Raw genomic sequence first — 13,507 nt, forward strand, 5'->3', positions numbered from 1 at the left:
CACTCCGATGGTCGGTGAGCATATCTGAGCCTGCGCTGCTTCATCGACATCACTGCGTCGTGTGCCCTGCTGCCTGCCACTGCGATGTCTCAACCCCCGGCACACTTCAATAGACCGAGAAGCTCTCGCCCTGCTGGTAACCCGTCACGGTGCGGACCTCGGCAATGATCTTCTCCGCAAGGTGCCGCGCTGCCGGGGAAAGGGCACGATCCCTCAGTCGGATCAGCGACATAGCGCGCCTTATGTGTGGCTCTGTAAGCGTCATGACGCGAGCGTTGACTGGTGGGTGTTTCTCCAGCCTCGTGCTCGGCTGAACTGCGATTCCCAGCCCCGCCTCTGCCATCGCAATGATCGTTTCGGCCTGGATGAACTGGTAGCGGCTTGGCCCCTCCAGTCCATTGCTTCGCAACACCTCGTCGACGATCCTGCGCATCGCGGTCTGGGGGGCGGGCAGAAGCATTGGAAACTGAGCGATCTCCTGCCAAGTTATGCTGTCTCTCGATGGATCGACGAAGCGCGGATGGACGACTGCATGAAGTGGCTCGACCAGAATGGGGCTGAATTCGAAAGCGGGGTCCGTACCATGTGGACCGATGGCGAAATCAACTTCCTGCTGGCGCAATGCCGCATATAGATCCGTCGACGTCAGCTCCCGGATCGTGACTGCCACGTCCGGAAACTGGCTGACAAATTCCGTGAGAATTGGGGGGAGGTGGACCGAGGCCAAGTGGGATGAGCTGGCTAGCGACAATTGTCCGCGTTTGAGATCCGCGGCTTCGCGAATATCACGTAGGCCATGAAGGATCTCGAAATGTGCCTTCCGCAAGCTTTCCTGCAGCCTGGCGCCTTCTTCAGTCAATTTGACGCTACGTGTGGTTCGCTCGAAAAGCTTCACTTGAAGCTGTTCCTCGAGTTGGCGGATCTGAACGCTGACGGCTGAATGGGCACGCTTCAGCTTCTCGCCGGCTAGACGGAAGCTTCCTTCGCTGGCGACGACGAGAAAGGTTTGAAACAGTCGCAGATTGATGTCGTTGATCGTTTCCAATGGGGCTCCAATTGGTCTGCAAAGGGAACCAATCGGTATCATTATTATACTTGCTTCGCCACTGTCGCCGAGGTCTAGTTATCAAACCGCAATCGGGAAGGGATTGTCGGTATCGGCTGGAGGGCCGAATTTCAAATCGGGAGGAAATACCTTGGACACTTACGAAGCCCACCAGGGCATGAAACGGCGTACACTTCTCGGATGCGGAGCAGCCTTCGTCGCTGCATCGTCGCTCACGCTTACTTCGGCCAGAGCTAACGCCTATCCGAGCGAGACCATCAACTACATCGTCGCTTTCGGCGTCGGCGGCGGCAGCGACATCGTTGCCCGCACCATGGCCAAGGTGATCAACGAGAAGAACCTCATTCCGGTGAAGATGCTGGTCGAAAACCGGCCGGGCGGTTCCGGTGCGGTCGGTTATTCCTATATCAGCTCCCGCAAGGGCAATCCCTATTATCTGGGCGGCGTCGGCGTCAGCTTCTTCACCACCCCGCTGCTCGGCAAGATGCCCTTGAGCTACAAGGATTTCACGCCGCTCGCAGCGATTGCCCGCTCGCCCTACATCCTCGCTGTGCTGGCCGATTCCGATATCAAGACGATTGACGACATCAAGACCGCTAAGGGGCTGACAATCGGCTCCGCCGGCGCGGTCTCCGACCCGGCGCTCCTGTCCCATCTCCTCAACAAGCAGCTCGGCGCCACGATCAAGGTCGTGCCCTATGACGGCGAAGGCGAGGTCATGGCTGCGGTTCTGGGCAAGCACCTCAACCTTCTGTTCGGCAACCCGAACGAAATCCTCGAGCAGGTGAATGCCGGCAAGATGCGGGCGCTGGCCGTCACTTCGGCAGAGCGGATGGCATCGCTTCCCGACGTGCCGAGCTTCAAGGAACTGGGACACGATATAGTCCATACCCAGCTACGCGGCATCATCATGCCCAAGGACGTGCCGGCCGACGCCGTTGCCTATTGGGAAGGCGTGATGAAGACGGTCGCCGACAGCCCCGAATGGCGCAGCCAGTACGTCGATCGTTTCAACGAGATACCGCTGTTCCTCGACAGTAAGCAATTTGGCGAGGAGATCGTCGCGACATCGCAGCGATACGAGACCCTGATGCGCGAACTTGGCCTGATCAAGTAAGACTCGTCGCCCCCGGTCAGCTCCGGGGCGCCGACGCTCAAAGACAGGCACCGAAACACAGGCTCCATGGCCTCAGGCTCAGGAGAAACAGCAGATGATACCTCTACGTTCATTCGATCTCGGCCTTTCGGCCGTCCTCGCCCTGCTCGGCATCTATATCGCCTGGCAGGGAACCAAGTTCGGCTACCAGGACGGCGCCGTGCCGGCCGCCGGCTTCTTCCCGGTGTGGATCGGGGCAGGCCTGACGCTGTTCTCGGCGCTCAACCTCATCAAGGCGCTTCGGCAGTCGGGCCTACTCGGGACCATCGATAGAATGGAAGTGGTCAGAGTACTGCTCGTCAGCCTGGCACTTGTCGGCTTCGTCCTCGTCTCGGACGCCATCGGCATGCTGACTGCCTCAGTGCCGCTGATGATCGCTGTCGGGTGCATCTTCGGCGCCCGCGATCGCCGGTCGCTCGCTGCGATCAGCGCCATCTCGGTCGGGATGGCCGTCATTCTTTATCTCGTCTTTGGCGTGGTCCTGACCATTCCGCTGCTCTGATCCCCGAAAAGAGATGCCATCATGTTTGAATCATGGAACCTGCTTGCCGAGGGATTGATTGCTGCGTCGCAGCCTTCCGTCCTCATTGCGATCATGATCGGTGCGGTCATCGGCCTGTTCATCGGTGCGCTTCCCGGCCTGGGACCGACCGCCGGCGTGGCGATCCTGCTCCCGGTCGCGGTCAGCTTCGACGGGACGGCCGCGATCGCGGCACTCGGCGCCGTCTATTACGGTGCGCAATATGGCGGCGCGGTGACCGCGATCCTGCTCGGGATTCCCGGCGACGCCTCCGCGACGATGACCGTCATCGACGGCCACAAGCTTGCCCGCAGCGGCAAGGCCGGGGCAGCCCTTGGCCTCAGCATCGCGGCCTCCTTTATCGGCGGCCTGATCGGCCTCATTCTTCTGACCGCCTTTGCGACGACGATCGCCCAGGCCGCCATCGCCTTCGGGCCGATCGAGATGACCGCGCTAATGATCTTCTCGCTGTCGCTGGTCAGTGTGCTCGGTGGGAAGGATCTCAACAAGGCGATGATGTCGCTGTTCGTTGGGCTTTTCATAGGCACGATCGGTCTCGACCCGATGGTGGGGCTGCCGCGGTTTGATTTCGGCGAAGTGCGGCTGTTTGACGGCATCGAATTCTCGATCATCGCGGTCGGCCTGTTTGGCCTGGCGGAAATGTATGGGACGCCCCCTTCGATCGGAAAGCCGGAGGAAAACAACCGCTTCCGCTTCCGTGAACTGCTGCCGGACGTTCGCGGAACGCTGCGCTGCTGGCGGGAACTGGGTTCCGGCTCGCTGATCGGCTTTTTCATCGGCATCCTTCCGGGCGCAGGCGCCACCGCTGCAACGATGATCGCCTATGCCTTCGCCAAGCGCACCTCCAAACATCCGGAGCGTTTCGGCAATGGCGCGATGGAAGGCGTCGCCGCGCCGGAGGCCGCCAACAACAGCGCCGCATATGGAAACATGATCCCGATGTTCGCGCTCGGCATACCCGGATCCGGCACGACGGCGGTCCTGATGGGCGGTCTTCTGATGATCGGGCTGCAGCCGGGCCCGATGCTGTTCCAGACCCAGTCCGCCTTCGTTTGGACGATCTTCGGCAGCTTCTACATCGGCAACTTGGCGCTGGTGGCAATCACCATCGCGCTGACGCCGGTGCTGGCCACCTGCGCCTTCGTCCGACCCAGCTATCTGTTTCCGGCGGTCATTGCGATCATCGCTTTCGGCATATTCGGCATCAACAACTCGATGTTCGAAGTGCTTCTGGTGATCGGCTTCGGCATTCTCGGCTACCTGATGATGAAGCTGGACTACCCGCCCGTGCCGCTGGTGCTGGGCATGATCCTGGGCCCGATCCTGGAACGCGGCATCCGCCGCACGCTGGTCGCATCTGATGGCGATTTGTCGGTCTTCTTCAAGAGCCCGATCGCGCTCGTCATCCTGCTCATCACCGTCGTCCTGCTCGTGGCTCCCTGGTTCTTTCAGAAATCACCGCCCAAGCCGGAGGCGACGATCGAACCGGACGCTAGCAAGGTCCACTGAAGACGAAAGCGCACGGCGATCTCGCCAAATACCCGGCGCGCAAGGCCGAAACCTTGCGCGTTCGATCGGAAACTCGGCCTCGTTCAGGCCCTGCACATAGAAAGAAGCGCCTTCGAGCGCTGACGAAAAGGAATTAGGATACAATGGTTTATCATCATCTCTATGCACGGTTCGCAAAGGCGGACGAGGTGAAAGTCGGCATTATCGGCGCTGGTAACTACGGCACGGCCATCGTGACCCAGGCTCCCTATACACCGCGCCTCAATGTCGTGGCGGTTGCCGACATCTCGCTTGCGTCTGCTCGCGGCGCCTATGAAAAGGGCGGCTACGACATGGCGCTTGTCGTCCAGGTGGAGACGGCGGAAGAGGCAGAAGCTCGGATTGCCGAAGGCAAGTCGGTCTATACCGACAGGCCGGACATCATCGGGGCAATCCCTGCCGTCGACATTGTCTGCGAAAGCAGTGGCGTTCCCGAGGCAAGCGTTCGTTATGCCAGCCAGGCCATCGATGCCGGCAAGCATGTCGCCATGGTCACCAAGGATTGCGACGTCGCGGTCGGCCCAATGCTGAAGCGGCTCGCCAAGGATGCCGGCGTCATCTACACGCCCGTCGACGGCGATCAGCACGGGCTTTTGATACAGTTCTACGAATGGGCGAAGTCGGTGGGCCTGACAGTGCTGTCCGGCGGCAAGGCGACGGACGGCGAATTCGTCTATGACGAGGCGGCCGGCACGGTGACGATCAAGACCGACAAGAAGATCCACGATCCTTACGTCGAGACGATCACGGTCGCTGAGGAAGACCGCAAATGGCTGGCAATGATCCCGGAGGGCCAGGCAGCAGAGTTCGTCGCCCGCCGCAAGCAAATCCTTTCCCGCCTGCCGCAGCCGGGCGCCTACGACCTCTGCGAGATCACTGTTGCGGCAAACTACACGGGCATGGCGCCGGCCGTCGATACGCTCATACACGCGGCGTTGCGCATCACCGAAATCCCGGTTGCTTATGCGGAAATCGAAAATGGCGGCCTGTTCGAGCGCGGCGACACGATCGATCTTGCCACCTGCCTCAGGCGGCCGGATGAATCCGGGCTCGGTGGCGGTGTGTTCCTGGTCGTCCGCTGCGACAACGCCTATTCGAACCATGTCCTGGTCACCAAGGGCCAGATCCCGAATTACGACGAGACGGCCGCCGTCATCTATCGGCCCTATCATCTGTGCGGCGTCGAGACATCGACCTCGCTGCTGATGGCGGGACTGCTGGGGATCGATACCGGTTCGGACGATTACCGGCCGCGTTACGACCTCGTGAAGGTTGCGGCACGCGACATCAAGGCGGGCGAGATCTTCGGCAACGACCATAGCCCGATGCTCACCGCCCGCATCATTCCAGCAGTGCCCGTCATGGCCGGCAATCCCGCCTGCGCCCACTTGCTGACCGGAAACCCGGCGGCGGTGGATATTCCGGCCGGAACGCTGCTCACCTACGACATGGTGGAGGAACCGCAGGGATCGGCGCTGTGGGCGATGCGGCGTCTTCAGGACCGGACGTTTCTCTGACCGCAGGCAGGACTGACCCATGACCGATGCTCCCCGCATATTCCTGTTCCACGCCACGCCGGTTGCGATGGAACCGGTCTGCATCGCGATGAAAAGCCTTTGGCAGCAAGCGGAGGCCATCAACATCCTTGACGAAAGCTTGTCGTTCGACCGGGCGCGGGAGGGCGCCGAGCTTTCCGAACCTTTGACGCGGCGGTTCATGTCCCTCGGGCATCAGGCAATCGAAGGGGCCGCCGACGGTATCCTGATCACCTGTTCCGCATTCGGCCCGGCGGTCGAACGTCTGTCAGCCGAGGTTGCTGTCCCGGTGCTGATGCCAAACGAGGCGATGTTTCTCGCCGCCATCGCCGCGGGCCGTGACATCGGGATGGTTGCGACCTTCGAACCAGCGATTGCGACAATGGAGCAGGAATTCCGCGACTTCGCGGCCCAGGCCGGCAGCAGGGCGCGGCTGACGACCATCCTTGCACAGGGCGCAATCGAATGCCTGCGCCGTGGTGATGTCGCCGATCACAACCGCCGCGTTGTCGAGGCGGCCAAAAGCCTCGTCCACTGCGACGCAATCATGCTTGCGCATTTTTCGACGTCGCGGGCTGCAGAAGCGGTTCGCGCTGCAGTTAAAACGAGTGTGCTGACCGCGCCGGAAAGCGCCGTAGTGAGACTGAAACAGCTCGTCGAAGCCATGGAGACATGAACCGATGCTACTGGGCGTGATCGCAGACGATTTTACAGGTGCCGGCGACATTGCAAATACGCTGGCGAAGGGGGTGCCCGGCCAGGGCGGGCTGGCTGTGACACAATACCTAGGCATCCCGTCAACTCCGGCCGCACCCGGTGTCGAGGCCGGAGTGATCTCGCTGAAGACACGGTCGTCACCTGTCGACGAGGCCATCAACCAATCGCTGGCAGCCCTTAAATGGCTGCAGGCGCAAGGCTGCGTGCAGTTCATCTTCAAATATTGCTCGACATTCGATTCCACGCCGGACGGCAATATCGGCCCGGTGGGCGAGGCAATCGCCGGCGTGCTCGGCGTCAGGGGCGTGATTGCCTGCCCGGCATTTCCGACGGTCGGACGCACGGTGCATCAGGGACATCTCTTCGTCCATGACCGGTTGCTGAGCGAATCCAGCATGCGTCACCATCCCCTGACGCCGATGATTGACCCGGATATTCGCCGCTGGCTTGCCCGCCAGACGCAGGATCCCGTCGGCCTCGTCACGGTTGCGACTGTCAGGGCCGGCAGCGCTGCCGTTCGCGACGCGCTCGATGCCGCAGCCGGCGACGGCCAGACCCTGGTGATCTGCGACGCGGCGGTCGACGAGGATCTCGTCACGCTCGGCTCGGCTGCAGCCGGCCTGCCGTTTCTGACCGGCGGGTCAGGCATCGCCATCGGCCTGCCGGCCAATTTCATCCGCAGCGGACTGGCGAGTGGCGGCGCATCGCATTTTGCCGGCGTCGACGGACCGGAAGCGATACTCGCTGGAAGCTGCTCAACAGCTACCCGTGAGCAGATTGCGACACATGCGAAAAACCATCCAGTTCTGGCGCTCGACGTGGACGCCATCATGGCCGGCCGGCTCGGCGTCGCGGAGATCCTGGACTTCGTGACTGCACGTCACGGGCAGGCGCCGCTCGTCTATTCCTCCGACGATCCGTCGGATGTCGCGGAACTACAAAGCCATTACGGCCGTGAGACGCTTGCCCGAACGCTCGACGAGCTGTTTGCCGATACGGCGCGGGCTCTGGTCGGAAATGGGGTCCGCAGGCTGGTCGTAGCCGGTGGGGAGACGTCGGGAGCGGTCGCTCAGGCACTTGACCTGAAAGCCCTAGACATCGGCCCCGAAATCGATCCGGGTGTGCCTATCCTCGCTGGGCCGAATGGAGATATTGCTCTTGCGCTCAAATCCGGCAATTTCGGTGCGCCGGACTTTTTTGAAAAGGCGCTCAAGTTTCTGAAAGGCGATATTCACTTATGAACGAAGACAGTCTTCGATCAGAAATCGTGAAATTCGGATCCCTGCTCTACATGCGCGGGCTTGCCCATGGCAGCGCCGGCAATCTGTCGGCGCGACTCCAAGACGGCTCGATCCTTGTCACGCCGACCAATTCCTCGCTCGGTTTTCTCGCGCCGCAGCAGATCTCGAAGGTGTCGCCTGACGGCACCCATATCGCCGGCGATCCACCGTCCAAGGAGGCGTTCTTCCACCTTGCCGTCTATGACGAAAGGCCGGCCGCAAAGGCGATCGTGCATCTGCATTCCACCCATGCGGTTGCTATATCCTGTCTCTGCCACGATGACAGCGCCGATGTCCTGCCGCCACTGACGGCCTATCAGGTGATGCGGGTCGGCCGTCTGCCGCTCGTCCCCTATTACAGGCCCGGAGACCGGAAGCTTGCGGACGCGGTGCGCGGCCTTGCGGGTCAACACAAGGCGATGCTGCTTGCCAATCACGGTCCCATCGTGTCGGGAAAGTCCCTGCAGGACGCCGTGCACGCCTATGAGGAACTGGAGGAAACGGCAAAGCTCTTCTTCCTGGTCGGCAATCGCCCCGTCTCGCTGCTGACCTGCGAGGCGATCACCGAACTAAACGACGTCTTCCCCAGCTGAAGCGATCGGAAAAGGAAATCCTGTTGGATCAATGGCTAGTGCTTCTGAGCGTCGCTCTGGCCGCCGGGGCGCTAAGCGGGCTGGTCGGCACCGGGGCCAGCCTTCTGCTCCTGCCGGTCCTGGTGCCGATGTTCGGCGCGGTTGAGGCGATCCCGATCATGGCGGTGGCCGGCTTTCTTGCCAATCTGTCGCGGGCACTGGCCTGGTGGCGGTTGATCGCCTGGAACGCGGTGGCAGCCTACGCGCTGCCCGGCATGCCGGCCGCAGCGCTCGGTGCCTATACGCTCATCCACCTTCCGGCTGGATGGCCGGAAGCGATGCTCGGCCTGTTCATCATGGCGCTGGTGCCGATCCGCCGCATGGCAACGGCCAGGCTTTCGACGGCTGGTATCGGCCATCTGGTGCTGACCGGCGCCCTGGTTGGCTTCCTGACCGGGATATTCCTTTCAACCGGTCCGCTGAGCGTTCCGGCATTCCTGGCGTTCGGCCTCGTACGCGGCGCTTTCATTGCAACGGAAGCCGCCGCGTCGCTTCTCGTCCAGGCTGCCAAAATCGTCAGCTTCCGGGAATTCGGCGCCATGACAATGACAAGCATGCTGCGGGGCGTCGTCATCGGCGGTGCGCTGATGGCAGGGACGTTGGTGATCCGCCCTGTCGTGGCGCGCCTTGGCGATCATCAGTTCAGGACAATGATGGATGCCGTGACGCTCGTGTCAGGTGCCTGGCTTCTGGTATTCGGTTTTGGCCATCTGCTTTGAAACGTGTCGCATCTTCGCAACGGTGACGCAAAAGCATGATCTTCCACGAGCCTGTGAAAGCGATTGGAAAACGTGCAACCGGACAAATTCGGCTGCAAAAACATGACAGTAGCATGAAGGTTTTTGCGCTCTGCGATTGGCGTCGTAGAATTGATCTAAACTATTGAGGTTGAAAGGCTTCTACGACTTTCGTAGCAAGGAGGTCTCCTGTGCAAGCGAGCCAGCCTTTTCACATGACTATAGCATCCGAAAAAATTGCCGAATTATATGCTGCCGAACATGACAGGCTTGAGCGCCAGATTTTCAGGCGTATTGGCTGCAGGGCAACCGCCGGGGATCTCGTTCATGACATCTTCCTTCGGCTGTGGGAAAAGGCGACGCAACGGAGCGGCAGCGATGCCGCCTATCTGACCAGATGCGCGCGCAACGCAACGATCGACCATGTCCGCTCCGAGCGACGGCGCGGTGAATATTTCGCGCGGATTTTGCCGGAGCAGTATGCTTGGCAATATGCCTGCGAAACTGCATCCCCACATGACGTGATGTCGGCACGTCAATCGCTCGGCAGTATCGATGATGCACTGTCCGCGCTGCCGAAGCAGACGCGGCATATCTTTCTGCTCAACCGGATTCATGGTCGCAGCTTTTCCGAAATTGCCGGCGTCTTCGGCATCTCGCAACGGGCCGTGGCAAAGCATATGGCGCGCGCGGTCGCCGCATGCGAAAAGGTCGTCTGATCACTGACGACCGCCAAGTTTTCCGGACCCCCATGACATCGCCCGAGGCCCACGAGTTTACCGAACTGCGAGAGACGGCCAGGCAATGGTTCGTCTCCCTGCTCGCCGATCCGACAGCAGCACGTCGGGCCGAGTTCGAGAAATGGGTGAATGCCGATCCAGCTCACCTGGAGGCCTATCAGGCGATCGAGGCTACCTGGTACGCCATGGAAAATCCCGGCAAGCGGCTGGCCGACAAGGAGGCGGACGAATTGTCGGTCTATCTTGATGCCATGGACCGGGCCAGGCGTAATCGCAAGACAGGCAGGCGGCTCGGAACCCTGGGCATCGTCCTCGCAGCCCTGGTGGCAGGCGCCATATGGCTGGAACGTCCCGGTCTTATTCAAGACCTGCGAGCAGACTACGTGACGGCGCGCGGTGAAAGACGGACCGTCGCGCTCGCGGATGGCTCCTCGGTTCTGCTCGATGCCGATAGTGCCTTGGTTGATGTTTCCACGGCCGGAGAACGGCGGATCAGGCTGCTCCGCGGCGGCGCATTCTTCGAAGTTGTCCCTTCCACGATCCCCTTCGTCGTTGAGGCGGCGGGTGGCCGTGTGGAGGTCCTGGGAACGGGCTTCGACGTCCGGCTGGTCGCGGATGGCGGATCGGTGACGCTTGCGCATGGGCGGGTCTCCGTCAGAACCGATGCACATGCGGACGCGACTACGCTCGAACCTGGCCAGCAGGTGAATTTCGGACCACAGGGCGTGGCCGCCGCACAATTCGTTGAACTCGATGATGCGCTGGCATGGCGGGGAGGGCGATACACCTTTTATCGCGCGCGGCTGGCCGATGTGATTCAGGAGATCGCGCGGTATCGGCGTGGACGTATCGTGATCGCGACATCCACCCTTGCCGACGAACGGGTGACTGGAAGCTTTTCGCTCGACGATACGGACGCGGCGCTGGCCTCGCTTCAGGCAAGCGTCGGGTTTGGCGTGCATCATCTGACCAGCCGCTTCACCGTAGTCGCTCCCTGATTTTTCCTGATTAATAGCAGTTATTTATCACATTCTCGTAAAATATACACCATGCCGGGTTCAGTGATCGGCCGCCTCGTACGTGAATGTATCAGGAGAGCAAGGACAGCGGCATGAACGCCGCCCGCGCTTTCGGGGACAAATGCGTAGGGGATAGTGGGCATGTCGGGATATGGAATGCGTGGGGTGCGGCTGGTTCTGACCGCGGTTTTGTGGACGACGGTCAGCGGTGTTTCGCTGGTGCAGGCACAACAAGCAGCGGCACGCCAGTTCAGCTTCGACATTCCGGCGAAGTCGGTCCCGCAGGCCGTCAACGATATCGGCCGCGTGACCGGTCTTGCGGTGGTTTTCCGGGAAAACCGGAACATGGCGGTCTCGGCGAACCCCGTACGGGGTTCCATGACGGCCGAGCAGGCGCTGTCCACGCTTCTCGATGGCACGGGGCTGTCTTACCGTTTCAGCAACGACCGGACGATCCAGATCTACGATCCGGCAGCTGCCCCCGACAGCGGAAATGCGGCAGCCGATGCCTCCACGCTCGAGCCGATTGTGGTTCAGGCGGCTACTGCGACGACGGAGGGAACCGGTTCTTACCGGGCCGAGACGGTAACGATCGGCAAGATGGCGCGGAGCCTGCGCGAGATCCCGAACTCGGTCATCGTCGTGACGCGCCAGCAGATCGATGATCAGGATCTCAACAGCGTCCAGGATGTCGTCGGTGCCACCAATGGCGCGACGCTGATCAAGAATGACGACGTGAACGAGCGCACTGAACTGCAGTTCCGCGGGTTCGTCGCCAGCAGCCTGCAGGTCGACGGAAGCTCGATGTCGGCCAATAACGATGTGACCACATTCGATACGGCGATCTATGACCGCGTCGAAGTCCTTAAAGGACCGGCGGGCATCTTGCAGGGCGCGCGCGAGCCGGGCGGCACCATCAATCTCGTGCGCAAGAAGCCGACCGACGAGCGCCAGATCAAGATTGATGGCGAAGTCGGCTCGTGGAACCAGCGCCGGGTGGATGCGGATATCAGTGGCCCGCTGACCGATGACGGAGCCATTCGCGGTCGCATCGTGGGCGCCTGGGACAAGGGCGATTCCTTCATTGATCTGGTCAACTACGATCGCAGGCTGCTCTACGGAGCACTCGATTTCGACATTACCGACCGGACCACGCTGACGCTCGGCGGGACATGGCAGGAAGGCGACGGACGCAACTCCCGTGGTTTGCCAGCCTATGCCGACGGTATCCTGCTCGATGTCCCCCGGTCCACCTATGCAGGCGCCGACTGGGATAGAAGCCGCACCAGATCGACGGATGTCTTCGCCAAGGTGGAGCACGAGTTCGATGCTGGCGCGATCTGGGATTTCAGCGCCAACTATCTTGATCGGAAGCGCGATGGGAAGGTCGCCTTTGCCAATGCGGCGGTCGACCCGGTAACGGGCATGAGCGAGCTTCTGCCGGAGCACCGGATCGACCGGGAAGACAACCTCAATCTAGATACGTCGGTCAGCATTCCTTTCGACGTCGGCGGGCTGGAGCAGAAAGTCCTGCTCGGCGCCGATTACCACAAGGCAACCGAACAGATGGACCGCGCCCGCGGCGACGAGGTTCCGTTCGATATCTTTGACCGGGATTACGCGACCCCCGAGCCGGATTTCGAATTCGACCGCTTCGAGCAGGTCAAGAGCCGGCAGTACGGCATGTATGGGCAGGCCCAGATCAAGCCGGTGGAATGGGGTACGATCATCGCCGGCGGCCGCGTTAGTTGGTGGAGTACGCAGTCGTCGGACCGGCAGACCGGCGAGGAGACGTCGCGAGCCTCGGTCGATGCCGAGTTCACACCCTATATCGCGGGCATAATCGACATTACCGACACGACGTCGATTTACGCGTCCTATGCCTCGATCTTCGTGCCGCAGGATGCGGTGACCAGGGACAATCAGGTCATCGATCCGCGTGAGGGCAAGCAATACGAGGTCGGGGTCAAGACCGAACTCTTCGATGGCGCGGCGTATGCCAGCTTTGCGCTGTTCCAGATCGAGGATCGCAATCGCGCCGTTACCGACCCCGCCGACGAAGACTACTCACTTCCCTCGGGCAAGGCGCGCAGCCGCGGCTTCGAGGTGGATGTCAGCGGTGAGCTGCTGCCGTCATGGGACGTGACGGCCGGTTACACCTACCTGACGAGCAAGTTTCTGGAGGATCCCGAAAATTCCGGCGGCGTCTTCGAACCGCGGGCGCCGAGGCATTCCTTCCGCCTGTGGAACAAATACACCGTGCCGACAGGCCGGCTTGAAGGGCTCAGCATCGGCGGCGGCATCCGGGCCTTCACCGATGTCTACCGCATCGACGAGGGTGCGCGTTTCAGCCAGCCGGGATACGCGGTCGTCGACCTCCAACTGGGCTACAGGTTTAACGAGGACCTGAAGGGCAGCCTGACCGTCACCAATGTCTTCGACAAGACCTATTACCAGTCGGTCGGATACGGCGAGCGCCAGAATTATTACGGGGAGCCACGTGCGGTGACGTTCAAGCTTTCCTCGACCTTCTGAG

General features: G+C 61.3%; 12 protein-coding genes. 11 read left to right on the plus strand and 1 reads right to left on the minus strand.

Features of this window, described 5'->3' with window-relative positions:
- Positions 1-106 precede the first annotated feature (106 nt).
- Positions 107-1,045 carry a LysR family transcriptional regulator gene (locus tag AC0JZ4_RS21370; protein WP_471888496.1) on the minus strand — a complete coding sequence of 313 codons (939 nt, stop codon included), beginning with the start codon at positions 1,043-1,045 and terminating at the stop codon, positions 107-109.
- A gap of 151 nt (positions 1,046-1,196) precedes the next feature.
- Here AC0JZ4_RS21370 and AC0JZ4_RS21375 point away from each other — a divergent pair, with 151 nt between their 5' ends.
- The 11 genes from AC0JZ4_RS21375 (at position 1,197) to AC0JZ4_RS21425 (ending at position 13,506) form a co-directional block, all read left to right on the plus strand.
- Positions 1,197-2,183, plus strand: a complete 987-nt coding sequence (locus AC0JZ4_RS21375) for a Bug family tripartite tricarboxylate transporter substrate binding protein (protein ID WP_471888497.1) — start codon at positions 1,197-1,199, stop codon at positions 2,181-2,183.
- Between the two features lie 94 nt (positions 2,184-2,277).
- On the plus strand, positions 2,278-2,724 hold the full coding sequence (locus tag AC0JZ4_RS21380; protein WP_471888498.1) for a tripartite tricarboxylate transporter TctB family protein: 447 nt from the start codon (positions 2,278-2,280) through the stop codon (positions 2,722-2,724).
- Positions 2,725-2,745: 21 nt separating this feature from the next.
- Positions 2,746-4,272 carry a tripartite tricarboxylate transporter permease gene (locus AC0JZ4_RS21385; protein ID WP_471888499.1) on the plus strand — a complete coding sequence of 509 codons (1,527 nt, stop codon included), beginning with the start codon at positions 2,746-2,748 and terminating at the stop codon, positions 4,270-4,272.
- 143 nt (positions 4,273-4,415) lie between these two features.
- Positions 4,416-5,828: an NAD(P)H-dependent oxidoreductase gene (locus AC0JZ4_RS21390; protein WP_471888500.1), complete on the plus strand. Its 1,413-nt coding sequence runs from the start codon at positions 4,416-4,418 to the stop codon at positions 5,826-5,828.
- Positions 5,829-5,847: 19 nt separating this feature from the next.
- Entirely contained in the window at positions 5,848-6,522 is a 675-nt protein-coding gene (locus AC0JZ4_RS21395; protein ID WP_471888501.1) for an aspartate/glutamate racemase family protein, read from the plus strand.
- Between the two features lie 4 nt (positions 6,523-6,526).
- Complete coding sequence (otnK, locus tag AC0JZ4_RS21400; RefSeq protein WP_471888502.1) at positions 6,527-7,804, plus strand: 3-oxo-tetronate kinase; 1,278 nt, start codon at positions 6,527-6,529, stop codon at positions 7,802-7,804.
- Complete coding sequence (gene otnC / locus AC0JZ4_RS21405; RefSeq protein ID WP_471888503.1) at positions 7,801-8,436, plus strand: 3-oxo-tetronate 4-phosphate decarboxylase; 636 nt, start codon at positions 7,801-7,803, stop codon at positions 8,434-8,436. Before otnK ends, otnC begins: the two co-directional genes overlap by 4 nt.
- A gap of 23 nt (positions 8,437-8,459) precedes the next feature.
- Complete coding sequence (locus AC0JZ4_RS21410) at positions 8,460-9,194, plus strand: TSUP family transporter (protein WP_471888504.1); 735 nt, start codon at positions 8,460-8,462, stop codon at positions 9,192-9,194.
- Positions 9,195-9,427: 233 nt separating this feature from the next.
- Complete coding sequence (locus AC0JZ4_RS21415) at positions 9,428-9,931, plus strand: RNA polymerase sigma factor (RefSeq protein ID WP_471888505.1); 504 nt, start codon at positions 9,428-9,430, stop codon at positions 9,929-9,931.
- 32 nt (positions 9,932-9,963) lie between these two features.
- Positions 9,964-10,950 carry a FecR family protein gene (locus tag AC0JZ4_RS21420; protein ID WP_471888506.1) on the plus strand — a complete coding sequence of 329 codons (987 nt, stop codon included), beginning with the start codon at positions 9,964-9,966 and terminating at the stop codon, positions 10,948-10,950.
- 162 nt (positions 10,951-11,112) lie between these two features.
- Entirely contained in the window at positions 11,113-13,506 is a 2,394-nt protein-coding gene (locus tag AC0JZ4_RS21425) for a TonB-dependent siderophore receptor (protein ID WP_471888507.1), read from the plus strand.
- Position 13,507: the final 1 nt, after the last annotated feature.

This window comes from [Rhizobium] kunmingense (genome assembly GCF_977018605.1).